This window comes from Pseudomonas sp. NPDC089408 (assembly GCF_044749445.1).
Lineage (GTDB): Bacteria > Pseudomonadota > Gammaproteobacteria > Pseudomonadales > Pseudomonadaceae > Aquipseudomonas.
The window spans coordinates 17,572-42,555 of sequence record NZ_JBIVHY010000014.1 but is presented as its reverse complement, the minus strand read 5'-3'; the positions used below and the strand labels follow the sequence as shown (position 1 = coordinate 42,555).

The 24,984-nt window shown below is 63.2% G+C and carries 22 protein-coding genes; 9 read left to right on the top strand and 13 right to left on the bottom strand.

What is annotated here, in order from left to right:
- Positions 1 to 3: 3 nt before the first annotated feature.
- On the bottom strand, positions 4 to 1,698 hold the full coding sequence (gene kdpA / locus ACIP02_RS20560; RefSeq protein WP_400619834.1) for a potassium-transporting ATPase subunit KdpA: 1,695 nt from the start codon (positions 1,696 to 1,698) through the stop codon (positions 4 to 6).
- Positions 1,699 to 1,707: 9 nt separating this feature from the next.
- Positions 1,708 to 1,797 (bottom strand): K(+)-transporting ATPase subunit F, encoded by a 90-nt coding sequence (gene kdpF, locus ACIP02_RS20555; RefSeq protein ID WP_003251485.1) that lies wholly within the window; start codon positions 1,795 to 1,797, stop codon positions 1,708 to 1,710.
- A 317-nt stretch (positions 1,798 to 2,114) separates the two neighbouring features.
- Here kdpF and ACIP02_RS20550 point away from each other — a divergent pair, with 317 nt between their 5' ends.
- The 3 genes from ACIP02_RS20550 to ACIP02_RS20540 all read left to right on the top strand — a co-directional run bounded on the left by ACIP02_RS20550 (position 2,115) and on the right by ACIP02_RS20540 (position 6,178).
- Entirely contained in the window at positions 2,115 to 2,612 is a 498-nt protein-coding gene (locus ACIP02_RS20550; RefSeq protein ID WP_400619829.1) for an RNA polymerase sigma factor, read from the top strand.
- Between the two features lie 55 nt (positions 2,613 to 2,667).
- Entirely contained in the window at positions 2,668 to 3,636 is a 969-nt protein-coding gene (locus ACIP02_RS20545) for a FecR family protein (protein ID WP_400619827.1), read from the top strand.
- Between the two features lie 121 nt (positions 3,637 to 3,757).
- Positions 3,758 to 6,178, top strand: coding sequence for a TonB-dependent siderophore receptor (locus ACIP02_RS20540; RefSeq protein ID WP_400619824.1), 2,421 nt, complete (start codon positions 3,758 to 3,760; stop codon positions 6,176 to 6,178).
- 381 nt (positions 6,179 to 6,559) lie between these two features.
- On the opposite strand, the gene ACIP02_RS20535 is transcribed toward ACIP02_RS20540, so the two are convergent.
- The 8 genes from ACIP02_RS20535 to ACIP02_RS20500 all read right to left on the bottom strand — a co-directional run bounded on the left by ACIP02_RS20535 (position 6,560) and on the right by ACIP02_RS20500 (position 12,619).
- Entirely contained in the window at positions 6,560 to 7,612 is a 1,053-nt protein-coding gene (locus ACIP02_RS20535; protein WP_400619822.1) for an AI-2E family transporter, read from the bottom strand.
- A gap of 12 nt (positions 7,613 to 7,624) precedes the next feature.
- A complete protein-coding gene (locus tag ACIP02_RS20530; RefSeq protein ID WP_400619819.1) occupies positions 7,625 to 8,419 on the bottom strand; it encodes a DUF4892 domain-containing protein in 795 nt (264 codons plus the stop codon).
- A gap of 108 nt (positions 8,420 to 8,527) precedes the next feature.
- Positions 8,528 to 9,382: an alpha/beta hydrolase gene (locus ACIP02_RS20525; RefSeq protein ID WP_400619816.1), complete on the bottom strand. Its 855-nt coding sequence runs from the start codon at positions 9,380 to 9,382 to the stop codon at positions 8,528 to 8,530.
- Positions 9,379 to 10,167 carry an alpha/beta fold hydrolase gene (locus ACIP02_RS20520; protein WP_400619813.1) on the bottom strand — a complete coding sequence of 263 codons (789 nt, stop codon included), beginning with the start codon at positions 10,165 to 10,167 and terminating at the stop codon, positions 9,379 to 9,381. Before ACIP02_RS20520 ends, ACIP02_RS20525 begins: the two co-directional genes overlap by 4 nt.
- Positions 10,168 to 10,238: 71 nt before the next feature.
- Complete coding sequence (locus ACIP02_RS20515; protein WP_400619810.1) at positions 10,239 to 10,646, bottom strand: hypothetical protein; 408 nt, start codon at positions 10,644 to 10,646, stop codon at positions 10,239 to 10,241.
- A 120-nt stretch (positions 10,647 to 10,766) separates the two neighbouring features.
- Positions 10,767 to 11,225 (bottom strand): phosphohistidine phosphatase SixA, encoded by a 459-nt coding sequence (gene sixA, locus ACIP02_RS20510; protein WP_400619808.1) that lies wholly within the window; start codon positions 11,223 to 11,225, stop codon positions 10,767 to 10,769.
- The gene (locus ACIP02_RS20505; protein WP_400619802.1) at positions 11,222 to 11,569 is read right to left on the bottom strand and encodes a DUF4389 domain-containing protein; all 348 of its coding nucleotides are present in this window, start codon (positions 11,567 to 11,569) and stop codon (positions 11,222 to 11,224) included. The genes sixA and ACIP02_RS20505 overlap by 4 nt, the downstream gene beginning before the upstream one ends.
- 24 nt (positions 11,570 to 11,593) lie before the next feature.
- Positions 11,594 to 12,619 carry an NAD(P)H-dependent glycerol-3-phosphate dehydrogenase gene (locus ACIP02_RS20500; RefSeq protein WP_400619798.1) on the bottom strand — a complete coding sequence of 342 codons (1,026 nt, stop codon included), beginning with the start codon at positions 12,617 to 12,619 and terminating at the stop codon, positions 11,594 to 11,596.
- A 408-nt stretch (positions 12,620 to 13,027) separates the two neighbouring features.
- On the opposite strand from ACIP02_RS20500, the gene ACIP02_RS20495 reads away from it, so the two are divergent.
- From ACIP02_RS20495 to fabB, 5 genes are all read left to right on the top strand, one after another.
- The gene (locus ACIP02_RS20495) at positions 13,028 to 15,175 is read left to right on the top strand and encodes a TonB-dependent receptor plug domain-containing protein (protein ID WP_400619795.1); all 2,148 of its coding nucleotides are present in this window, start codon (positions 13,028 to 13,030) and stop codon (positions 15,173 to 15,175) included.
- Positions 15,175 to 16,065 (top strand): ABC transporter substrate-binding protein, encoded by an 891-nt coding sequence (locus tag ACIP02_RS20490; RefSeq protein ID WP_400619793.1) that lies wholly within the window; start codon positions 15,175 to 15,177, stop codon positions 16,063 to 16,065. Before ACIP02_RS20495 ends, ACIP02_RS20490 begins: the two co-directional genes overlap by 1 nt.
- The gene (locus ACIP02_RS20485) at positions 16,062 to 17,993 is read left to right on the top strand and encodes an ATP-binding protein (protein WP_400619790.1); all 1,932 of its coding nucleotides are present in this window, start codon (positions 16,062 to 16,064) and stop codon (positions 17,991 to 17,993) included. Before ACIP02_RS20490 ends, ACIP02_RS20485 begins: the two co-directional genes overlap by 4 nt.
- A 207-nt stretch (positions 17,994 to 18,200) precedes the next feature.
- A complete protein-coding gene (gene fabA / locus ACIP02_RS20480; protein ID WP_008089108.1) occupies positions 18,201 to 18,716 on the top strand; it encodes a 3-hydroxyacyl-[acyl-carrier-protein] dehydratase FabA in 516 nt (171 codons plus the stop codon).
- An 11-nt stretch (positions 18,717 to 18,727) separates the two neighbouring features.
- Positions 18,728 to 19,948, top strand: a complete 1,221-nt coding sequence (fabB, locus tag ACIP02_RS20475) for a beta-ketoacyl-ACP synthase I (RefSeq protein WP_201207074.1) — start codon at positions 18,728 to 18,730, stop codon at positions 19,946 to 19,948.
- Positions 19,949 to 20,127: 179 nt separating this feature from the next.
- On the opposite strand, the gene ACIP02_RS20470 is transcribed toward fabB, so the two are convergent.
- The gene (locus tag ACIP02_RS20470; RefSeq protein WP_400619787.1) at positions 20,128 to 21,129 is read right to left on the bottom strand and encodes an amidohydrolase family protein; all 1,002 of its coding nucleotides are present in this window, start codon (positions 21,127 to 21,129) and stop codon (positions 20,128 to 20,130) included.
- Between the two features lie 118 nt (positions 21,130 to 21,247).
- Here ACIP02_RS20470 and ACIP02_RS20465 point away from each other — a divergent pair, with 118 nt between their 5' ends.
- On the top strand, positions 21,248 to 22,111 hold the full coding sequence (locus ACIP02_RS20465; RefSeq protein WP_400619784.1) for a pirin family protein: 864 nt from the start codon (positions 21,248 to 21,250) through the stop codon (positions 22,109 to 22,111).
- Positions 22,112 to 22,244: 133 nt separating this feature from the next.
- Here the strand turns inward: ACIP02_RS20465 and ACIP02_RS20460 are convergent, their stop codons facing one another.
- Positions 22,245 to 22,970 carry a dienelactone hydrolase family protein gene (locus ACIP02_RS20460; RefSeq protein WP_325976245.1) on the bottom strand — a complete coding sequence of 242 codons (726 nt, stop codon included), beginning with the start codon at positions 22,968 to 22,970 and terminating at the stop codon, positions 22,245 to 22,247.
- Between the two features lie 63 nt (positions 22,971 to 23,033).
- Positions 23,034 to 24,938, bottom strand: coding sequence for a molecular chaperone HtpG (htpG, locus tag ACIP02_RS20455; RefSeq protein ID WP_400619781.1), 1,905 nt, complete (start codon positions 24,936 to 24,938; stop codon positions 23,034 to 23,036).
- Positions 24,939 to 24,984: the final 46 nt, after the last annotated feature.

Sequence of the window (24,984 nt, the reverse complement as noted above, 5' to 3'; positions counted from 1 at the left end):
TCCTCAGAAACCCAAGCTCAGGTGTTCAGCAATTGGCCCAAGGGCCAGGGTCGGCAGGAAGGTCAGGCCGCCGACCAGCAGGATGGTCACCAGCAACAGGCCGGTGAACAGCGGGCCATGGGTGGGGAAACTGTTCAGCCCCTGGGGCGCGCTTTTCTTCGCTGCCAGGCTGCCGGCCAGCGCCAGGATCGGCAGGATGTAGCCGAAGCGGCCGATGAGCATCGCCAGCCCGATCATCAGGTTGTGGTACACCGTGTTGGCGCCAAAGCCGGCAAAGGCCGAGCCGTTGTTGGCCGTGCCCGAGGTGTAGGCGTACAGCAACTGGCTGAAACCGTGCGCCCCCGGGTTGCTGACCGCCCCCGCCGGGCCTGGCAGGCTGGCAGCTATCGCCCCCAGCACCAGCACGCCAACGGGCATCACCAGCAAGGTCGCCACCAGCAGTTGCACTTCACGCGCCTGCAGCTTCTTGCCCAGGTACTCCGGGGTGCGGCCAATCATCAAGCCGGCCAGGAATACGGCGATCAGCACAAACAGCAACATGCCGTACAGCCCGGCACCGACGCCGCCGAAAATCACCTCGCCAACCATCATGTTGACCATCGCCACCATGCCGGTCAGCGGGTTGAGGCTGTCGTGCATGGCGTTGACCGAGCCGTTGGAAGCGGCGGTGGTGGTCACTGTCCAGAGCACCGAACCGGTGGTGCCGAAGCGGCTTTCCTTGCCCTCCATGGGTGCGCTTTGCTGTACCTGCGCGCTTTCCAGGGCCGGGTTGGGCTGGTGCTCGGACCACAGCGCCGTGCTGCCGCCGATCAGGAACAGGGCCAGCATGCAGGCCAGGATCGCGCGGCTCTGTCGCAGGTCCTTCACGTAATGGCCGAAGGTAAATACCAGGGCCACCGGAATAAGGATGATCGACGCCACCTCGAACAGGTTGCTCCAGGCCGTGGGGTTCTCGAACGGGTGCGCCGAGTTGACGCCGAAGAACCCGCCACCGTTGGTGCCCAGTTGCTTGATGGCGATCTGGCTGGCGGCCGGGCCCAGCGGGATGGTCTGGTCAGCACCCTGCAACGTCAGCGCGTGTGCATAGTCGGCAAAGCTCTGCGGTACGCCCTGCCATACCAGCAGCAATGCCAGCAGCAGGCACAGCGGCAGCAGGCCGTAGAGGGTGGCGCGGGTCATGTCGACCCAGAAGTTGCCCAGCGTCGAAGTACTGCGCCGGGCAATACCTCGGCACAGGGCAACCAGCACGGCCAGGCCGGTGGCGGCGCTGACAAAGTTCTGCACAGTCAGGCCTAACATCTGGCTCAGGTAGCTGACCGACGCCTCGCCGCTGTAGGCCTGCCAGTTGGTGTTGGTAACGAAGCTGACGGCGGTATTGAACGCCAGCGACCACTCCTGGCCCGGCAGGTGCTGCGGGTTGAGCGGCAGATGGCCCTGCAACAGCAGCACCGCAAACAACAGCAGGAAACCGGCCAGGTTGAACGCCAGCAGGGCCAGGGTGTACTTCCGCCAGTTTTGCTCCTGGCTGGCGTTTACCCCGGCCAGCCGGTAGCAGGCTTGCTCGACCGGGCCCAGCAGCGGCGACAGCCAGGTGCGCTGGCCTTCCATGACCTTGTAGTAGAACCGCCCGAGCCAGGGTGCCGGTAGCAGCACGAGGGCGAAGAATGCCAGGAGCAAGGCGTAATCGTAACTGTGCATGGCCGCTCCCTAGCTGCGATCGGCGCGCAGCAGCGCCACCAGCAGATAAAACGCCAAGGCCACTGCCAGCAGCAGTGACAGCCCGTCGAGCATGTTCATGAGTGGTTCTCCCCGTGGTGCGGCTTGGGCCGCTTTGGGGGAATTGTCCGAGGGAGGGGCGTAAAGGGGCGAGATCGAGGGGTGGGGGTGGGTATAAAGAATGCGTAAAGATCAGCGTTTTGAAGGGTCTGGACCGGCCTCTTCGCGGGCTTGCCCGCTCCCACAGGAGGTGTGCAGGACCTGAGGCTTATGCATGACTTGGGGGAGCGGGCAAGCCCGCGAAGAGGCCGGCACACAAACATGTACAAACACCAATCAAAACAATTCTCATTTGTGGTATTTTGCCGCCCTCGCTCGCTCGTCCGCCAAGGTGGCCCATGTCCGGTTCAGATCTGAAGGCACTCTATCTCGCCCATCGCGAAGAGATTCAGGCGTATCTTGACCGCCGCCTGCGCTGCAAGGAAACCGCAGCCGACCTGACCCAGGACACCTTCATTCGCCTTTCTGAACAGATGGGCCGCAGCCGCATCGAGAACTTCCGCGCCTACCTGTTCTCCAGCGCGCGCAACCTGTTCATCGACCATACCCGTCGCCAGCAGCACCGCAAGAGCGAACCACTGGACTCGCCCGAGGCCAACGCAGTGGCCCAGCCCTGCGCAAACCTGGAACAGGCGGCTATCGCCAATCAGCAACTGGCCGCATTGAACAGCGTGATCCAGAACATGCCCGAGCCCTGCCGCGAGGTCTTTCTGATGGTGCGGGTCGAAGGCATGACCTATGTCGACATCGGCGCCCGCCTGGGTATCTCCCCCAAGACGGCCTACAGCCGCATGGTCAAGGCCCTGGAACTGTTGAAACAAGGCATGTCCCGGTAATGCAAGGCCTGCCACAATGCACCCACCCTGCTCTTGCCTGTGAAGCGTTGAACCCATGAACCGCGAACCGCCGTTTACCGACCCCGCCTCGCCCGCCGACGACATCGGTCAGCAGGCCAACGCCTGGTTCGCGTTGTTCCATGGCGGCACGCCCAGCCCGGCACAGCGCGAGGCTTGGGCTGCGTGGGTGGCGGCGGACGCACGCCATGCCCTGGCCTATGCGGAACTGGAGAATCTTTGGGCCGCCTCGGCGCAGCTGTTGCAGCCGCCTGTGGCCAGGCAAGCGCCCCCAGCACGCCTCTCTCGCCGCCGCTTCATCGGCATGGGGATCGCCGCCAGTGCCGCAGCCGCCAGTGCCAGTGCCGGCTTTTTCTGGCTCAAGGGCATGGACACGCCCTTCGCCGACCTGGGCACCGCAGTGGGACAGCGACGAATCGCCCGCCTGCCGGATGGCTCGACCGTGGAGATGGCCGGGCATAGCGCCATGAACCTGGATTTTTCGCCAACCCGTCGTGTAGTCGAAATGCTGCATGGGCAGGCGTTCTTCATGGTACGGCCGAGCAGCGCAGGCCCATTCACGGTTGTCAGCAAGGCCGGTGAATTGCGCTGCAGTGAGGCCGAGTTCTCCTTGTCCTGCCACGCGGATGCCGCGCAGGTAGCGGTGCACCGACATCGCGTTCAGGTACTGGCGGCCACCCAGCAGACCGAGCTGGAAGAAGGCCTGGCGCTGCGTTTCAGCCCACGCTCGACCGGCGATATACAGCGCGCCGAGCTGGAGCAGGTACTGGCCTGGCGCAGCGGGCGCCTGGTGTTCTTCAACCAGCCGTTGCAGGCGGTGGTGGATGAACTGCAGCGCTGGCGCGAGGGGCGTATCTTCATCATGGACAAGCAACTGGCGGCCCGGCGGGTAAGCCTGATCCTCAACCTGGAGCAACCTGGGCAAATGCTCGATGTGCTGTCCCGCGCGTTGGCGGTGCGCACGGCACGCTATACCGACCTGGTTACCCTGCTCTACCCCGCCTGACCGCAAAGCAGGCGCGGTTTTGTTAAAAAACTTCAAAGTCCCATCAGACATTCAAATGCCTCATGCGTCTTAACGGCACTGAGCGTTATTCGCATATTTGCATTTGCATGGGGCGCCCCGAATGGCCACGCAACACGACCGCAACCTCTTGATCCACCCACGCTGGCAGCGCAGCGTGCTCAGCGCAGCAATGGCCTGTGCCATGCTGGCCGGCGTCCCCCAGGCGCAGTCGGCCCCCGCCACGCCGGCGGCAAGCGCGCCACACAAACTGTCGCTGAACATCCCGGCCCAGCCGCTGCGCCAGGCGCTGCTGGTGTTCAGCCAGCAATCCGGGCAAAACGTGCTGCTCGACGGCAATGTCGATGCCAGCCTGCGCAGCACGGCGGTGGTCGGCAGCTACTCGGCCGATGACGGCCTGGCGAGGTTGCTGCAAGGCAGTGGTTACAACTTCGCACGTACCGACGCCGCAACCCTGTATCTGCTGCCTGGCGAGAGCCAAGGCACCGGCCACCAGGTGACCTTGGCCCCGACGCAGGTGCAGTACCTGCAGGCCCAAAGTAATGGCCAGAGTCGCGGCTACCAGGCCAGGCCCGCCACCAGTACCACACGCCTGGGCCTGAGCAATCGTGAAACGCCCCAGGCGGTGTCCAGCGTCACCCGCGAACAACTCGACGACTTCAAGCTCAACAGCGTGAAGGACGCGCTGCGCAACGCCCCCACCGTCACCGTCGAGCAGTTCGAAACCGACCGCACGGCATTCACCTCGCGCGGCTTCACCATCGATAACTTCGAATACGACGGCATGGGCATGCCCTTCTCGTCCGGTGTACTGCTGGGCGACCAGGACCTGGCCGAGTTCGAGCAGATCGATGTGTTGCACGGTGCCAACGGCCTGATGAGCGGGGCCGGGAATCCATCGGCCACAGTCAACTTCGTGCGTAAAAGGCCGACCGACACCTTCCAGGCCAGGATTGGCGCCAGCATCGGCGCCTGGGACAACCGCCGCGCAGACCTGGATGTGAGCGGCCCCTTGACCGACAGCGGCAACGTGCGCGGGCGCTTCATCTACGCCCACGACAAGGGCAACTCATATCTGGACCGCTACAGCCACGAACTGAATGTCACGGCGGGCCTGCTGGACTTCGACCTGAGCGAAGCAGACACCTTGACCGTGGGGTTTTCCGAACAGAAAAGCGACGCCAACGGCAGCACCTGGGGCGCACTGCCGATGGCCGACTACCAAGGCAACCCGATTCACTACGCCAGCCGCAGTTCGAGTATTGGCCAACCGTGGACCTACTGGAATATCCATACGCAACGGGCCTTTGCGGAACTGGCGCATGACTTTGGCGAGGGCTGGCAAGGCAAAGTTACGCTGACCGGAGTAAACCAGCATCAGGATACCCAGATGCTATACGCCATCCCTTTCACCGCCGATGACGTCTTCGCCTATATCAACCGCACCACCAGTACCGAACACCAGCTCATTGGCGAAGCGCAGTTGTCAGGCCCCTTTGCCCTGTTCGGGCGGCAACACGAGCTGACGCTCGGCGCCAATTACGGCCGTAGCCGCCACGATGAGCGCGGTTATTACCGCAACAGTTCCGGAAACGAAATTGTCAGCCTTGCCGATGCACTGGCTGGCGCCGTGGTGAAACCACCGCTGACCTACACAGACGAACTCAACACCCAGCACTTCACCGACCGCCAGAAAAGCCTGTATGCCGGCGCACGTTTCAGCCTGGCCGATGACCTGCACTGGATTGCCGGCGCCCGTATGCTCAGTGCCGATGGCGATGGCATGGGTTATGGCGCAGCACACGATACCCGGGTGCACGGCAAGGTCACGCCCTACACCGGGCTGGTCTACGACCTGAACGCGCAATGGAGCCTGTATGCCAGCTGGACCGAGATCTTCAAACCGCAGTATCTGCGCAGCAGCGCCGGAGGCGTGATCGAACCGCTGGAAGGCAAAAGCACCGAGTTGGGCATAAAAGGTAGCCTGCTGGAAGACCGCCTGACCGTCAGCGCCGCCCTGTTCAAGACCGAACAGCAGAACGTGGCGGTGACCACTGGCGAAATCGTCAATGGCCAGTACACCTACCGTGGCGAAGATAACGACAGCCAGGGTGTGGAACTGGAAGCCTCGGGCGAGGCGATGCCCGGCCTGGACCTGGCCGCCGGTTACACCTATGTGCATATCGAGGATGACAAGGGCGACAAGACCCGCCGCTATGTGCCGAGCCACAGCCTGCGTGGCAGTGTCACCTATCGCCTGCCGAGCCAGCCACAAGCCCGGGTCGGAACACGCGTGCAATGGCAAAGTGCGACGCAGGCCGATGGCAACAGCCGGGTGCGCCAGGAGGCCTACGCGCTGGTGGACCTGATGGGTAGCTACGAATTTGATGAACACTGGAGTGCGTCGTTGAACCTGAACAACGTGTTCGACCGCAAGTACCTGCTATCGCTGTACCAGTCGGCAGGCTCCACCAACTACGGCGCGCCCCGCAATCTCACCGCATCGGTAACCTGGAAGTACTGAGCGGGGTGCCCTAATTACAGTTGGTTAATCAGTAATGGCCGACAGGTGCTTGCCTTGAGATTTTGAGGGCCTGCGAGATCGAGCGCCGCCCGCGCGGCGCTTCGCGGCACAAGGCCGCTCCCACATTTGTTTCGGGCCAATTATTCCTGTGCCTTTGGCGCGCGCACCATAGGTGCATGGCTGGAGATTGATGAAGAGCAGTTGCACAGCCGATATTGAATGGAACAAACAAGGCGGCCAGTGATGAAGTCACAGGAGTGATTGGCCCGAAACAAATGTGGGAGCGGCCTTGTGCCGCGAAGCGCCGCGCGGGCGGCGCTCGATCTCACAGGCACTGCCAAAGCCACGGCGAACACCTAGCTGCAAAGAAGCCTCAACATGCTATCGCTGAAGTGGCGGCTGTTCAGCGTTACGGCTCCAGTCCAGCAACAAGCTGTAACCCACCGCCAGCAAGGTCGGCCCGATGAACAGGCCGATAAAGCCAAACGCCAGCAAGCCACCAAACACCCCCAACAACACGATCACCAGCGGCAGGTTACCGCCGCGGCTGATCAGGTACGGTTTGAGCACGTTGTCCACCCCGCTGATGACGAACGTGCCCCAGATGCCCAGGAACACCGCCATGCCGTACTCGCCCTTCCACACCAGCCAGGCGGTGGCCGGGATCCAGGCCAGTGGCGGGCCCATGGGGATCAGGCTGAGCATGAAGGTCACCAGGCCCAGCACGATAGCCCCCGGCACGCCGGCAATCAGGAAGCCGATCAACGCCAGCAGGCCCTGCGCCGCCGCCGTGCCGATCACCCCGTTGACCACCCGCTGTACGGTACCGGCCACCAGGTCCAGGTAGTACTCGGCACGCTCGCCCATCAAACGGTGCAGCAAGCGCAGTACAAACGCTGACAAGCGCGGCCCGTCACGGTAGAAGAAGAACACGAACACCAGGCTCAGGGTCAGCTCCAGCACACCGCTGCCGATCTGCGCACTGCGCGCCAGCAGCCAGTTGCCCACCTGCCCCAAGTACGGCTTGACCGAGGCCAGCAAGGCCGAGCCCTGCTGGTCCAGCGACTGCCACCCACTGACCAGGCGCTCGCCCACGAACGGGATGCCACCCAACCAGGCCGGCGCATCCGGCAGGCCGTCAACCTGCACGTCACGCACGAACGCCGTGGCATCACGAATGTGGTCGGCCAGGTTGAACCCCAACCACACCAGCGGCAGGGCCACGATCAGGATCCAGGCAGTGGTCAGCAAGCTGGCCGCGAGCGTCTCGCGCCCGCCCAGCACACGCGTCAGCAAGCGCATCAACGGCCAGCTGGCAAAAGCCAGGATGGCCCCCCACAACAGCGCCGAAATGAACGGCGCCATCACCCACAGGCCAGCGCCCAGCAACGCCAACAGCAGAATCTGGACCAGCAGGCGATCATTGTTAACCATGGGGGCGCTCGTTCAACGGATCAGTTCAAGGTGCAGGCCGTCGGTGGGCGCAGTGCCAACTTCGAGGCGGCCATTACGCACGCCAGCCTTGGTCAACGCCTCGCGCCAGGCCTCGGCCTGGGCGCCACTGAGGCTGGCGCGCAAGGTGCTGTCGAGGTTCAGGCTGCGGGCCAGCAGGCTCACCCAGGTGTCTTGCGGTGCAGCCAGGTCAGGGTAGTCGAGCTTGCCGGTGTCGCGCATTTCGCGCAGCACCGTGGCGGCGGTCGGCAGCAAGTCGCCCAGCGGGCTGCCGGCGACGAATTCCTCCACATGCAGGTAGGCGCGGCGGTTGCCACGGGTAACGCTGTACAGCGCGACCAGCGTGTCGGCCTCTTCTGCCGAGCGGCGCAGCAGAATGAACGCCTGCTGTTCGTCACCACCGTTGAGGCGGGCATTGGCAAACACATCGTTGGCCCACAGGCTGGCCTCGCCGCAATCGCGGCCCTGACACCAGAACAACGGGTAGCCACCGTCGCGCTGCAGCGCTTCGCGGGCGCTGGTGAAGGCTTCACGAGCGCTGCGTTCGACCGGCAGCTCGTAGGTGACCGAACTGACCTGGCCGCGGCTTTCGACCTTGTCCTCGACCCGCAGGCGGCCGCTGATCTTGCGTAACGGGCCCAGCGGATAGACGCGCTCCTGCTCCACGGCCGGACGCTGGTCGACCACCTTGGCGTCTTGAGGCACCGGCAGGCTGCCGGCCCACAGCATGGGGCTGGCGAACGCCAGGCAGGCGACGACTGCAGTACGGATGGCTAAAGGCGCGCTCATTGGCGAACCAGGCGGCGCGCTGCGCCGAAGTGAAGCTCCAGGATGTCTGGCAGTTGCATGGTTGTCTCCCTTTCAACCCGCCAAGCCTCGACACTTGTCCGGTGCAAGTCAAGCAAAGCCAAAGAAGCGATTGAAACAGTCTGCGACAAGGGCCGCGCCCTGTTCATCATTCAGGTGCAGGTGATGCCCACCCGGCAGTGTCACCTGCTCAAAGGGTAGCTGTTCCAACAGACGGGTGTGGCGCGCCAGCATGCCATCGGCGGCCACCACCAGCCGCGCCGGGCAGTTCACCCGGCGCACATAGGCCATGGCCTGGGCTTCGCTCAGGCGCACCGGCGACGGCAGGGTCAGCCGGCTGTCGCTGCGCCAGCTGTAGCCACCTGGCACTGGCATCAGGCCACGCCGGGCCAACAGTTCGGCGGCCTCGCGGCTGACCGCGACCATGCCTTTCATGCGCGCCTGCACGCCCTGTTCCAGCGTCGTGTACACCGATTTGCGCTTGCCATCCAGCCGCAGCTGGGCTTGCAACGCCATGCCCAGGCGCTCACCGGCATCCTGCGCGGCACCGGTCGGCGGGATGACACCGTCGATCAAGGCCAGGTGGCTGACCCGCTCCGGCAACGCGCCGGCCAGTTGCACCGAAATAATTGCCCCCAGCGAATGGCCCAGGAGGGCGAAACGCTGCCAGCCCAGTTGCTCGGCGACCCGCAGCACGTCATGGGCATAGTCCGCCAGCGCATAGCCGGCGCCAAGCGGGCGGTGCTCCGAGTAGCCATGCCCGGCCAGGTCCAGGGCAACAATGCGCAGCCCCTTCAATTGCGGCGCCAGGCGGGCGAAGCTGTTGGCGTTGTCCAGCCAGCCATGCAGGGCGATCACCGGTAGCCCGTCTTCGGGGCCGAACAGGTGCGCGGCCAGTTCGATATGGCCCAGGCTCAGGCGGATTTCCTCGACCTGCGCGCTCATGCCTGGCTCCAGCGGTCGAACAGGCCCTTGATCAGGCTGGCAGTGTCAGCCGGCCGCTCCAATGGGAACATGTGCCCGCCTGGCACGCTGTGGTACTCCCCCATGGGCATGCCACGCACGGCCAGAGTATGGTGGCGGCGAATAACGTTGCTCCGGTCGCCGCGCACCATGGCCAGCGGCACCTGCAACTGGCGCGCAGGGGCGGGGCTGGTATGCGGGATGCTGCGGTAAATGCTGATTTCAGTCGCCGGATCAAAGCGCAACTGCAGGCCTTGTTCCATCGTTTGCAGGCCGTGTTCTACGTAAGCATCGAGGCAGTCGGGGTCGAAATGGCGGAACAATGACTTGCCGGCGAAATAGTCCCGGGCACTGTCGCGGTCATTGAAGGTTTCACGACGGCCCAGGGTGCGCCCAGCCGGGGTAATTCGGTCGATAAAGCCAAAGCGCTTGGCAGTGCGCAGCAACCACTGGTCCGCACGGGTCAGCACCGGCGAGTCGAGCATGACCACCCCACGGTAATACTCGGGGCAGCGCAACGCCGCGTGCAGGTGCAGTACCCCACCCAGCGAATGGCCGACGCCCCAGACCGGCTGGTCCTGCTGCGCCAGGTGATGCAACAGCTCATCGACCAGGCTCTGCCAATTATCGTCCACCGGAAAGCGTGGATCGTGCGCGTGCTGGGCCAGGTGCTGCACTTGATAGTCCGGCGCCAGCGCGGCAAACAACTTGCCGTAGGTGGCCGAAGGAAAACCGTTGGCATGGGCGAAGAAGATCTGCTGCGACATGGCGCCAGGTCCGGACGGGGATGATGGCCCATTGTCGGTACCGAAGGGGATTTCGGCAATGTCCGGAAAGGTCATCGGCGGTGGCGATCAGGCCATGAGGAGCGGTCGAAACTGTTCAGCGACCGCCGCAGACACGCTTGCATGTAAGCCAGCTGGCTCTGCAGCGCTTCACGGGCCAGGTGCTGGTCCGGGTAGCCCAGTTGCAGCCGGCGCAAGGCCAGGCAACTGGTTTGCAGCAAGTGGGTTACGCGCTGGCAGGCGTCCTGGAGGGTAAGCAGGTCGTGCTCGCTCTGTTGCCTGACGGCGGGCTCCAGTTCGGTATTGGCCGCGACCTTGTGCATCAACTGATAAAGTTTGGCATCGGCTGCTTCTCGCAGCAGGCTGTACTGGGCAAAATCAAGCGAAGCGCCCTGATCAACCTTTTCAATGGTGGATTGCAGGTCCAGGGAGCACAACAGCTCCCACATCACACCGCTCATTCGTCGCTCCCTGACTGCTTGCTTTGGGGCAACGCTAGCAATGCATAGATAAGTGCGGCAACTGACAGAAATGCCAGTTGCCTTGTCGATTTCCAGGGCACTTGTGGGAGCCCCCAGTCCTCAAGCCGGTGCGTCAAGAGCCCGCAGAGTCATCAACCCAGCCAGCGGCCACTCCCCTTCCAGCTCGGCCAGGCTGGCAGTACTCATGGCCGCCGGCTGCTGCTTGTGGCCATGTTCCAGCGCGCCGACCAAGGCGCCCACCAACGGCTGGTGGCTGACCAGCAGTACATGCTCCAGCCCCAGCTGCTCGATTTCGCCGATGGCCTGCTGCACATCGCTCTCCGGGGTCAGCCACGGCACGGTGCGCACCGGCTCGGCAAAGCCCAGGGTGTCATGCACCAGCGCCGCCGTCTGCTGGGCGCGTACGTACGGGCTGGCGATGATCGCCTGCAGCGGCTGCCCCAGCAGACGAGCAGCGCTGTGCAGCACCTGCTCGCGACCATGTGCAGTCAGGCGGCGCTCGGCATCGGTGTTGGCCCGTGGCTCTGCCTCACCGTGGCGCAGCACCCACAGCTTCACAGCTTGGGTTCCTCGTCACGCACCGGGTGGGGGGCCGGCGCCACGGCGTGTGCAGCCTCACCTTCCGGCGCACGCGCTGCCGGCCAGTCCGCGAACGGCCAAGGCTTCTGGTCCGTGTGGAAACTGCCGAAACGGCCGATCTGCGCCAGGTACTGGCTCAGGCTGTCGCCGAAGTTCATCAGGCTAGCGCTGGGTGCGCCATATACCAGGCGGTAGATCAGTTGCACCAGCACCAGGCCTCCCAGCAGCAGTTCGGCCAGTTGCCAGACCACCAGGAACACCAGCATCCACAGCACCCGCAGGATGATCGACTCGCGCTGGGCGCGCTCCGGGGTATCGTTCATGTACCGCTCCTTGCTCTGTTCGGCTCAGTTGAAACCGCTGATGGAAATGAAATCGACGTCGGTCTTAGGTTCGGCGCGCATCAGGTGCTCGATCACCTGGTTTAGCGTGCGGCCTTCGAAGAGGATGGCATGCAGGCCCGCCACCAGCGGCATGTACACCTGTACCTCGTGGGCCTTGGCCTTTAGCACCTTGAGCGTGTTGACGCCTTCGGCCACTTCGCCCAGGCGATTGACCGCCTCCTCCAGGCTCTGGCCCTGGCCCAGCGCGTAACCCACCTGGTAGTTGCGGCTCTTGGGCGAGGAGCAGGTGACGATCAGGTCACCGACACCGGCCAGGCCGAGGAAGGTCATGGGGTTGGCGCCCTGGCTGACGGCAAAGCGGGTCATCTCGGCCAAGGCCCGGGTAATCAGCATGCTCTTGGTGTTCTCGCCCATTCCCAGCGCCACAGCCATGCCGGCGATGATCGCATAGACGTTTTTAAGCGCCCCGCCCAGTTCGACGCCAAAGCGGTCGGCACTGGCGTAAACGCGGAAGGTGCGCCCGTGCAGCACCTCTTGCACGTGCTGGCACAACGCTTCGTCTTCGCTGGCGACCACCGTGGCGGTCAGCGCGTGCTCGGCGATTTCGCGTGCCAGGTTGGGCCCGGACAGCACGCCAATGCGCGCCTCGGGGGCGATTTCTTCGAGAATCTGGCTCATCAGCTTGAAGCTCTGCGCCTCGATACCCTTGGTCAGGCTGACCAGGCCCTTGCCACGCAACAACTCGGCGTGCGGTGCCAGCACGCTGCGCAAGGCGCTCGATGGCAGGGCAACGAACACCAGCTCGCAGGCTTGCAGGGTGGCCAGCAGGTCGTTGACTGGCTCGACGCCATCGTGCAAGCGGATACCTTTGAGGTAACGCGGGTTCTCACGATTGAGGCGCATGGCCTCGGCCTGCGCCGGGTCGCGCATCCATTGGCGCACCGGCACACCATTTTCCGCCAGCAGGTTCGCCACGGCGGTGCCGAAGCTGCCGCCGCCCAGAACTGCAACAGGTTGCTGTTCAGTCATATTCAATCCGTTAAAGCCAAAAATTAAGTGGCGACCCCGCCATTATACGGCTCGTCTGCGACAGAACCAGTGTCAGGGTGTTTGTGGTGTAAGGCTTGAAATGTGCAGCGCGGCGGAAATCGAGCGCCGCCCGCGCGGCGCTTCGCGGGGCAAGCCCGCTCCCACAGTCTGTTTCGGGCCAATCATTCCTGTGAAATCACCGCTGTCCGCCTTGTTTGTTCGACGCGATATCGCGACAAGCACCAAGTCGGACAGCGGTGAACTCACAGGCGTAACTGGCCCGGAACAGATGTGGGAGCGGGCTTGCCCCGCGAAGCGCCGCGCGGGGGGCGCTCGATTTCCGCCGCGCTGCACAATTCAAGCCCTACACCCGAAGCCCCACTGGCAAAACCCCCAAGGTCAGTTACCATGCCTGTTTCAATCCTGATACAAGGCTGCTCTGTGTTCCCTGGCACGCCCCCATACCCACACCTGCTCATATTGACTGCCCTGCTCGGCGGCCCGGCCGTGGCCGACGACCTGTTCATCGACAACACCGACCTGCCACAGGTTCTGACCGCCACGCGCCTTAAACAGTCACCGGCAGCGGTGCCGGGCAGCATGACCGTGCTCGACAGCGAGCTGATCCGCGCCAGCGGCGCACGCGACATCCCCGAACTGTTGCGCCTGGTGCCAGGCATGATGATCGGCTACGGTGCAGGCAACCAGCCCACGGTCAACTACCACGGCAGTAACGTCAACGACGCCCGGCGCATGCAAGTACTGATCGATGGCCGCTCGGTGTACCGCGCCGGTCTGGCCACGGTGGACTGGAGCGACATCCCCCTGGCCATGGAGGATATCGAGCGCATCGAGGTGTTCCGCGGCCCGAACACGGTCAGTTATGGCGCCAACGCGCTGATGGCCGTGGTCAACATCCTCACCCGCAACCCGGCCGACAGCCATGGCACGCGCATGAAGCTGACCCGCGGCCAGGACGGTATCAACGATTACTACCTCAGCCACGGCTTCGGCTGGGAGGGCGGCGACATGCGCCTGTCGGTCTCGGGCCAGCAGGACGACGGCTTTGACGAAAACCAGTTCGGCCAGGACTACCGTGACAGCCGCCGCCTGAACCGCTTCAACCTCAGCGCCAGCCACAACCTGGCCGTCGACCAGACCCTGGAATGGCAAGTGGCGGCGAAGGAAGGCAGCAACCAGCGGCCTTATACCTACCAGCCGGTGTTTGCCCGCTACGAAGCCGGCGACAACGCTGACGTCAATGCCAAGGACTACGCCGGCTCAATACGCTGGACCAAGGATTTCAGCGCCGAACACAGCCTGTACATCCAGGGCTCGGCGCAGCACTTTGACCGCCAACAGGTATGGCGCGCCTGTGATGCCTTGCAGTCATTCAGCAGCGAGCTGACCCAGCTTTGGCAGATGAACCCCGATTTTGCGGAAAAAGTGGCACGTGGCGTTGCCCTGGGTGACCTGCCTGCCACCAGCGATCCGGTGCTCAGCGCGCTGTCGAACAAGGTGCAGGAACAATGGAAGGCCGGCGGTAGCCAGCCGGTCTGCGGCGATGTCGACCAGAGCACGCGCGAAACCCGCTACGACCTGGAAATCCAGGACACCTTGAGCCTGACCGACAGCCTGCGCCTGCTCAGCGGCATGAACTACCGCTATGATCGTGCCGACTCGAAGACCTACTTCAACGGCAGCCTCGACGACCAGACCTGGCGCCTGTTCGGCCAGCTGGAATGGCGCGCCGACGAACACTGGATCCTGCAGGGCGGCGCCATGTTCGAGGACTCGCGCCTGTCCGGCAGCTCGCTGACCCCACGCGTCGCGGTCAACTACCTGATCACGCCGCGCCACGGCCTGCGCGCGGTGTATTCTGAGGCCGTGCGCTCCCCCGACATGTTCGAGAACAACGTCAACTGGAGCTACACGGTCAAGAACCTCTCCCCCAATGCATTCGGTTTGCAAAACGGCGAATACTTTGTCAAGACCCGCGGCCCCGGCGACCTCGAACAGGAGCGCATGCGCTCGCGCGAGCTGGGCTACAACGGCTACTTCAGCGACATTGACCTGAGCATGGACGTGAAGCTGTTCTATGACGAGATCACTGGCATGATCAGCGAGCCACTGAAGAACAACCAGTACATCGCCAGCAATGCCAACAAGGCCCGGTTCACCGGCAGCGAGGCGCAACTGGACTGGCGCCCCACCCTGCACGACCGCCTGCGCCTGACCTACGCCTACGTCGATGCGTGGGCCAGCAACACAGACGACCGCCGCCTCAGCGCCCGCAACAGCGGCTCGGCCGGCTGGATGCATGAATGGGGCGCCGGCTGGTCGAGCGCACTGTTCTATTACGGCGACGATGCACTCAACGAATACCGTTACGAGCGCTTGGACCTGCGCCTGGCCAAGCGCTTTCGGGTGTATGGCAGCAACCTTGAACTGGCGGCGCTGTGGCAACAGCGCCTGGACGATGAACCGACCACGGCGGCGCAGAACCGCTTCGACAGCCGCCACCGCCTGAGCGTCAGTGCGGAGCTGGAATTCTGATGGCCTTGCTGCTGCGCCTGTTGCTGCTGTGCCTGTGGCCGCTGGGGCCGTTGTCGGCCGCCGAAATCCTCCTGATCGGTGCCGAAGACCAGCCCGGCATCCGCAATTTCGTCGCCGCACTGGAAAGCCGCCGGCCCCATGACCACGTGCATTTCCAGGCCACCGCCGACCTGCCGCGCCCGGGCAAGCTCAAGAGCGACCAGCGCCTGATCCTGCTCGATAATGCCGCGCTGGAGTGGCGCTTGGCCGAAACCGCCGGCCCTCCGGCCCTGGCCATGCGCGTCAGCCGGGTACAGGCTGAACAACGCCTGGGAAAGTCGCGCCCCGCGTTCCTCACCTTGCTGTGGAGTGACGCACCGCCCGGCCGGCAATTGCGCCTGGCGCGCTACCTGCTGCCGCAGGCCCAGCGCGTGGGTGTGTTGTACGGTGAGCACAGCAGCTTCCTGCTCGACGAATTGCGCCATGCCGCTCGCCCCCTGGGCCTGGAGATCGTTGCCCAGGACTGGTCCGACCCGCGTGACAACCGGCCGCTGCAGCACCTGCTGGGCAACAGTGACGTGCTGCTTGGCCTGGACGACCCCGACCTGTACAACTCCAAGACCGCAAAGAACCTGCTGCTGAGCAGCTATAGCCGGCAAATGGCCCTGATCGGCCCGAACGCAGGCTTTGTTCGCGCCGGCGCCCTGGCCAGCAGTTACAGCGACCAAGACGACTGGTTGGCAGAACTCGACCAGTTGCTCGACCAGCCGCCCGCGCGCTGGCCGCGCAGCTTGTATCCGGCGCACTACGGTGTCAGTGGCAACCAGCAGGTAGCCCGTGCCCTGGGCCTTGAACCGATCGATCCGAACGCCGCCGCCAAGGTCCTGGCCGAAGGAGAACCCACCCCATGAGCAAGCGCCTGAGCTGGGACATTCACACCCGCACCCAGATCATCAGCCTGGGCCCGGCCCTGCTGCTGACCTTGCTGCTGATCAGCTTCTTTACCTTCGTGCGTATCCAGGACTTGCGCCAGGAGCTCAACCACACGGGGCAACTGATCGCCAACCAGCTGGCACCCGCTTCGGAATACGGGGTGATTTCCGGCAACAATGAAGTCCTCGAAGGGCTGATGCGCGCCACCCTCAGCATCCCCCACGTGCGCTTCCTTGAGGTGCAGGACAGCCGCAACCACATTCTGGTATACGTCGAGCAGTCCGATGAAAGCACCAACCGTGCCCAGCAGGTCGAAGTGTTCCAGGCGCCCATCCGCCTGCAACAGATCCGCCTGGACAACGACTTCCTGCAACAGGGCAAGGCCACCACCCCAGCCATCGGTGACGACTACCTGGGCCGGGTGATCGTCGGCATGTCCGATGACGCCTTCAGCCAACGTCAACAGGAAATCGTGATCAAGGCCGGCATCCTCGCGCTGTTTGCCTTGTTGTTCACCTTCTTGCTGGCGCGCCGCCTGGCCCTGAGCCTGGCCAAGCCGATCAGCGACATGGGCCATGCGGTCAAGGCCATTCAGCAAGGCGAGTACAACACCCCCTTGCCGGTGGTCGACGACAGCGAGCTGGGCCACCTGGCGCGGCATATCAACAACCTGGCCAGCGCCCTGGAGCAAGCCAGCGATGAACAGAAGCAGGCCATTGCCGAATTGGTCCAGGCCCGTGAAGAGGCCGAGCAGGCCAACCGCGCCAAATCGGACTTCCTGGCAATGATGAGCCACGAACTGCGCACCCCAATGAATGGCGTGCTGGGCATGCTGCAATTGCTGGAAACCACCCCACTCAGCAATGAACAGGCCGATTACACCGCGGTAGCCAGCGAGTCCACCGGGCACTTGCTGAAAGTAATCAACGACATTCTCGACTTCTCGCGCATCGAACGGGCGGCGCTGCAGCTGGAACACATCGACTTCAACCTCGGCGAGCTGATCACCAGCAGTGTCCAGTCATTCCAGCACAGCGCCCAGCAGCGCGGCCTGGGCCTGCACCTGCAACTGCCGAGCGGCCTCGAACAGTTGCAGGTAAACGGCGACCCCACACGCATCCGCCAGATTTTGCTGAACCTGGTCGGCAACGCACTGAAGTTCACCGAACGCGGCCAGGTACAGGTCGAAGCCCGCTGGCAGGTACTCGACCAGCAACTGATATGGCTGACCTGCAGCGTGCGTGACAGCGGGATTGGCATCGACAGCGACCGCCTGGAAATGATGTTCGTGGCCTTCCAGCAAGCCGACAGTTCGATTTCCCGGCGTTATGGCGGCACCGGTCTGGGGCTGTCTATCGCCCGTACCTTGGCCGAGCGCATGGGTGGCAAGCTGCGCGGCGAAAGCCGTGTAGGCCTGGGTTCGACCTTTACCCTGGAGATGCCCCTGGCCCTGGCCAGCCCTGCCCCTGTGCCGCTGCCGCGGCCAACGGACGCGCCCTCACCCGCCCCCAACGGTAAACAGGTACTGCTGGTAGAGGACAATCCGGTCAACCAGAGCGTCATCGAAGCCATGTTGCGCAGCCTGGGGCTGACCGTATGCACGGCCGTAGACGGCCTTGAGGCGGTTGACCTGGTCGGCCGGCAACGCTTTGCCGCCGTGCTGATGGACTGCCGGCTGCCGCACATGGACGGCTATGAAGCCACCCGACGCATCCGCCAGCTGGCTAACGGCGCCGGCTTACCGATCATCGCCCTGACTGCCAATGTGCTCGACGGTGACCGCGAGCGCTGCATGGCCGCCGGCATGGACGACTACCTGAGCAAACCCTTGCGCCGCACCGAACTGCAGCGCGTATTGCAACGCTGGTTACCCGCTCAGACAACCGCGACTGGCGATAAATGCTAAAGTGCGGCAGTCTTAAACACTGGACAGGACCTTCATCGGACCTGAAAATAGACGTTTCAGTGCACACCTGTACTTCTTTCGCCAGGTGCGCTGTGACTTTCACCACAACGCAATAGTCTACCTGTAGGCTACCGCCCCGAAGCCTTTGGTTTTCGGGCCGGTCGGGAAGATTCATCCCCTGCCACAGGGGGTTATTGAGGAGCTCGCATGACCAAACAACACGCCTTTACTCGGGAAGACCTGCTGCGCTGCAGTCGCGGTGAGCTGTTCGGCCCAGGTAATGCGCAACTGCCCGCGCCGAACATGCTGATGGTCGATCGCATCACCCATATCAGCGAAGAAGGCGGCAAGTACGGCAAAGGTGAGTTGGTCGCCGAGCTGGATATCACCCCGGACCTGTGGTTCTTTGCCTGCCACTTCGAAGGCGACCCGGTCATGCCGGGCTGCCTGGGCCTTGACGCCATGTGGCAGCTGGTCGGTTTCTTCCTCGGCTGGCAGGGCCTGCCGGGCCGTGGCCGTGCGCTGGGTTCGGGCGAAGTGAAGTTCTTCGGCCAGGTATTGCCTACCGCCAAGAAAGTCACTTACAACATTCATATCAAGCGCGTCCTGAAGGGCAAGCTGAACATGGCCATCGCCGATGGCTCGGTCAGCGTCGACGGCCGCGAGATCTACACTGCCGAAGGCCTGCGGGTCGGCGTGTTCACCTCCACTGACAATTTCTAAGGGTTATTCGCATGCGCCGCGTCGTTATCACTGGTCTGGGCATCGTTTCGTGCCTGGGCAATGACAAAGCTACCGTCACCGAAAACCTGCGCAACAGCCGTCCGGGTATCCGTTACAACCCGGAATACAAGGAAATGGGGCTGCGTAGCCAGGTTTCCGGGTCCATCGACCTCAACCTCGAAGAACTGATCGATCGCAAGGTCTACCGTTTCGTCGGCCACGCGGCTGCCTACGCCTACCTGGCGATGCAGGACGCGATCAAGGATTCCGGCCTGACCGAAGAGCAAGTGTCCAACCCGCGTACCGGCCTGGTGGCTGGCTCCGGCGGCGCCTCGACCCTGAACCAGATGGAAGCGCTGGACACCCTGCGCGAGAAAGGCGTCAAGCGCGTCGGCCCATACCGTGTAACCCGCACCATGGGCAGCACCGTTTCGGCCTGCCTGGCCACCCCGTTCAAGATCAAGGGTATCAACTACTCGATCTCGTCGGCCTGCGCCACCTCGGCTCACTGCATCGGTACCGCGCTGGAGCAGATCCAGTGGGGCAAGCAGGACATCGTCTTCGCCGGTGGCGGTGAAGAAGAGCACTGGAGCCAGTCGTTCCTGTTCGATGCCATGGGCGCCCTGTCGACCAAGCGCAACGAAACCCCGGAGCTGGCCTCGCGCGCCTACGACGCTGACCGTGATGGCTTCGTCATCGCTGGCGGTGGCGGCATGGTAGTGGTCGAGGAGCTGGAACACGCCCTGGCCCGTGGCGCCAAGATCTACGCCGAAATCGTTGGCTACGGTGCAACTTCCGACGGCTACGACATGGTTGCCCCGAGCGGCGAAGGCGCCATCCGCTGCATGCAGCAGGCGCTGTCCACCGTCGACACCCCGATCGACTACCTGAACACCCACGGCACCTCGACCCCGGTCGGTGACGTTGCCGAGATGAAAGGTGTTCGTGCCGTGTTCGGCGACAAGGCTCCGAAGATCAGCTCGACCAAGAGCCTGTCGGGCCACTCGCTGGGCGCCGCCGGTGTGCACGAGGCGATCTACTGCCTGCTGATGATGGAAAACAACTTCATCGCCGGCTCCGCCAACATCGACGAGCTGGACCCAGAGGTCGCCGACCTGCCGATCCTGACCAAAACCGAAGAGAACGCCAAACTCACCACCGTGATGAGCAACAGCTTCGGCTTCGGCGGCACCAACGCCACCCTGGTGCTCAAGCGCTGGGAAGGCAAGTAAGACGCCGCAGCTGTAATTGAAAACGCCCCGACTGGTTCGGGGCGTTTTTATTTGTGTTGCCTGTGCTGGCCTATTCGCGGGTAAACCCGCTCCTACAACGGACGTCATAATTCGTGAAAATTGCAGATTACCTGTGTAGGAGCGGGTTTACCCGCGAATAGGCCAGCACAGGCGAAACTCTATTGTTTAGGCAACACCGCCAGAAAATTCTCCCGAGCCACTTTGTTGGCCACCTGTTCCGGCAACGCATCCAGAAACGGCCTGAACCCGTGCAACTGCTCCCCCAGGCTGCCAAACCGCCCCACCACATCCGACCCCAGCATGAACCGTTCCGGGTACTTCTCGACCAACGCCACCCATTCCTTGCGCGGCACGCCCTTGTCATCCAGCAGATAAGGCTGCAGCACACTCCACGACAGATCGACATACAGGTTCGGGTAATCCTCCAACAACCGCGTCAACACCGGCAGCAAAAAGTCCATCTGCGTCTGGTGCCGGTGTATCTCCATGCTGCTGCCGGCATGCGCCCAGATGAACCGCGTATGCGGGTGATTGCGCAGCGGCTCTTCGATCTCTGCCAGGTACAGCGGATTGCGCTCGCGCTTGGAGGTGATGTTGGAATGCAGCAGCACCGGCAGGTCGCGCTCTGCGGCCAAATGGTAGATACGCGTCATGGCCTCGTTGTTGGCGCGCGGCGTGTCACCACTGGTCAAGGCAGTCAGGTCATCATGGCGGGTGAACACCTCACCGATGCCCTGCCACATGCCCGGGTACATGTCGAGCATGCGCTCGATATGGCTGACGGCATTCTTGTCCACCGGGTTGAAGCCAGTCAGGAACGCGTGAAAGCGTTTACGCTGATCCGCCGGCAACTGCTGCAGGGCGGCAGCCACATAAGTGTCAGTGGCGCTGTACCAGTAGGCATCGGCATCGTCACCGGCGTAGTAGCGCGGGCGCTTGGGCTCGTCTTCGTGCCACTTCTTGGCCACCGGGATGCCGGAAATCATCGATTGTTCAATGCCTGCGGCATCCATGGCCTTGAGCAATGCCGGCATGCCTTCGCTTTCCTGAAAGAAGTCGACGTAGTGCAGGTGGGCATCGCTGTAGCGGTAGTCGCGCGCCTGGGCCGCCTGGCACACACAAGCAGACAACAGTACGCAAGCCAGCGCTCTGGCAATCATTGGGCAGCTTCCTTATCCAGGTACGAGAAGAGTAGACCGGCCGGCCAACGAGACGGTTCAGCCGCAACGGGCAAACCGTTATGCTTCCAGCTTCGCCACCTCGCCTGGAGCCATCTTCATGAGCAGCCCACTGGTCATCCGCCCCCGCGCCGAGTCGGTCGAGGGCCAGCCGATCCTGCGCCCGCTGCCATCGGCGCAGTGCCGCAGTGTTGGCCCATTCGTGTTTTTCGACCACATGCTCGAAACCGACTATGCCCCGGGGCATGGCATGGACATCCGCCAGCACCCGCATATTGGCCTGTCGACCCTGACCTACCTGTTCGAAGGGGCGATCCTGCACAAGGACAGCCTGGGCTCGGACCAGCGTGTGTTGCCCGGCGATGTCAGCTGGATGACTGCGGGCAGCGGCGTCGCCCACGTCGAGCGTACGCCCGCCGACGCCCTCGCCCACGGTTCGCGCCTGCACGGCTTGCAGGTGTGGCTGGCATCACCGCGCGAGCATGAACAAGGCGCCGCCAGTTACAGCCATCATCCGGCAGCCAGCCTGCCGGTCAGTGACAGCCTCGGGGTGCGCATCTGCATGATTGCCGGCAGCGGTTTCTGCCTGGCGTCACCGGTACCGGTGCTGTCCCCTACCCTGTATGCGCATGTGCAGATGCAACCGGCAACTACCTTGGTGGTGCCGACTGAGCATGCGCAGCGGGCGCTGTATCTGCTGGACGGAGAACTGCAGATGAACGATGAGGACGTGGCGCCGTGCAGCCTGGTGGTGCTGCCGGAGGGTGAAGAGGTGAGGCTGTACGCGGAGGGTGAATGCCAGCTGGTGCTGATTGGTGGCGCGCCGCTGGATGGGCCGCGGCGGATGAACTGGAATTTCGTGGCCAGTGAGCCGGAGCTGATCGAACGGGCCCGGGCCAGGTGGGCTGCTGGGGATTGGCCGAGGGTGCCGGGGGAAACTTCGAGGATCGAGTTGCCTAGGTGATTTTGGGGCTGCTTTGCAGCCCATCGCGACACAAGGCCGCTCCTACAGGGGGCCTCGCAAGACATCATCAACGCGATCTTCTGTAGGAGCGGCCTTGTGTCGCGAACGGGCCGCCGAGCGGCCCCCTGCATTCTCAGCGCTGGAACACTTCAGTCAGCAGGTTATGCATCGAGCGGAACGCCCGCTCCGAAGTGCGCCGGTCATACTGCATCTTGCCCGGCACATTGGCATTCGGGTCGGTAAACGAGTGCACTGCTCCGCCATAGCTGAGCAACTGCCAGTCGACCTTGGCCGCATTCATCTCATCTTCAAACGCCGGCAGCTGCTCTTTCGGCACCAACGGGTCCGAAGCACCGTGCAGCACCAGCACCGAGCCCTTGATGCGCTTGGCATCCTCAGGGTTCGGCGTATCCAGGGTACCGTGGAACGACACCGCCGCACGCAGGTCGGCCCCCGTCCGCGCCAGCTCCAGCGCACAGCATCCACCGAAGCAGAAACCAAAGGTGGCAACCTTGCCCGGCTCCAGCAGCGCCTTCGACTGCCCCAGCAGCTGCGCCAGGGCTTCCTGCATGCGCTTGCGCAGTTCGCCACGGTCATTCTTCAGCGGCATCATCGCCGCGCCAGCCTCGTCGGCATTGGACGGGCGCACCGATTGCCCATACAGGTCGGCAATCAGCACCACATAGCCCTTCTCGGCCACTTCCTTGGCAATGCGCTCTGCACCTTCGCCAATACCCATCCAGTTCGGCGCCATCACCAACCCAGGGCGGCCCAAGGCTCCTGGCTCATAGACCAGGCGGCTTTCATAGGTTTTGCCGGACAGGTGATAGACCAGCGATTCGACGATTACTTTGCTCATCAAGCACTCCTTTGGCACTCGTCATAAAAAAGCCCGCCGAAGCGGGCTTTCCTTTGCATCAACTCAAGCAGACAGCTCGACCAACAGCTTGTTCAGGCGACGAACGTACGCCGCCGGGTCCTTCAGGCTGTCACCGGCCGCCAGGGCCGCCTGATCGAACAGGATGTGCGACAGCTCGGCGAAGCGGTCTTCGCTCTGCTCGTTGTCCAGCTTCTCGATCAGCGGGTGGCCTGGGTTGAACTCGAAGATCGGCTTCGACTCCGGCACCTTCTGCCCGCTGGCCTCCAGAATCTGGCGCATCTGCAGGCCGAGATCCTGCTCGCCAATCGCCAGGATCGCCGGCGAATCGGTCAGGCGGTGCGATACGCGCACTTCGGCCACGCTGTCACCCAGCGCAGCTTTCAGGCGCTCGACCAGGCCTTCCTTGTCCTTGGCCACTTCTTCCTGGGCTTTCTTGTCCTCTTCCGAGTCCAGCTTGCCCAGGTCCAGGTCGCCACGGGCAACGTCGACAAACGACTTGCCGTCGAATTCGTTGAGGTAGCTCATCAGCCACTCGTCGATGCGGTCGGTCAGCAGCAGCACTTCGATGCCTTTCTTGCGGAAGACTTCCAGGTGCGGGCTGTTCTTGACCTGCGCGTACGACTCGCCGGTGAGGTAGTAGATCTTGTCCTGGCCTTCCTTGGCGCGTGCCAGGTAGTCGGCCAGGGCAACGCTCTGCTCGCCGCTGTCGTCCTGGGTGGAGGCAAAGCGCAGCAGGCCGGCGATCTTTTCCTTGTTGGCGAAGTCTTCGGCCGGGCCTTCCTTCAGCACCTGGCCGAAGTTTTTCCAGAAACCCTTGTACTGCTCTGGCTCGTTCTTCGCCAGCTTCTCCAGCATGTCCAGCACGCGCTTGGTCAGCGCAGTCTTCATCGAATCGATGATCGGGTCTTTCTGAAGGATTTCACGTGAGACGTTCAGCGACAGGTCGTTGGAATCGACCACACCCTTGATGAAGCGCAGGTACAGCGGCAGGAACGATTCGGCCTGATCCATGATGAACACACGCTGCACGTACAACTTCAGGCCGCGCGGTGCTTCGCGCTGGTAGAGGTCAAACGGTGCGCGGGCCGGCACGTACAGCAGCGAGTTGTATTCGAGCTTGCCTTCGACCTTGTTGTGGCTCCAGGCCAGCGGGTTTTCGAAGTCGTGGCCGATGTGCTTGTAGAACTCCTGGTATTCCTCGTCCTTCACCTCGGTACGCGAACGGGTCCACAGTGCACTGGCGCGGTTGACGGTTTCCCACTCTTCGGCCGGCTGCTCTTCGCCCTCGGCGGCAGCTTGCTCTTTTGGCAGCTGGATCGGCAGGGCAATGTGGTCGGAGTACTTCTTGACCACGTTGCGCAGGCGCCAACCATCAGCGAACTCCTGCTCGTCCTTCTTCAAGTGCAGCACGATGCGGGTACCGCGCTGTGGCTTGTCGATGGTGGCGACTTCGAACTCACCCTCGCCCTTGGACGACCAGTGCACGCCCTCGGCAGCTGGCTGGCCGGCACGACGGCTATACACGTCAACTTTGTCGGCAACGATAAAGGCCGAGTAGAAGCCCACGCCGAACTGACCGATCAGGTGCGAGTCCTTCTTCTGGTCACCGGTGAGGTTCTTCATGAAGTCGGCAGTGCCGGACTTGGCGATGGTACCCAGGTGGGCGATGACGTCTTCGCGGCTCATGCCGATGCCGTTGTCCTCGAGGGTCACGGTACCGGCGTCCTTGTCGAAGCTCAGGCGAATCTTCAGGTCAGCGTCGCCTTCCAGCAACTCTGGCTTGGCCAGGGCTTCGAAACGCAGCTTGTCGGCGGCGTCGGAGGCGTTGGAAATCAGTTCCCGCAGGAAGATTTCCTTGTTCGAGTACAGCGAGTGAATCATGAGGTGCAGCAGTTGCTTTACCTCGGTCTGGAAGCCCAGCGTTTCCTTTTGTGTTTCCACAGTCATGGTCTTCGAAACTCCGATCAGATGGCAGTGGCGCCCGGCGGCCTGT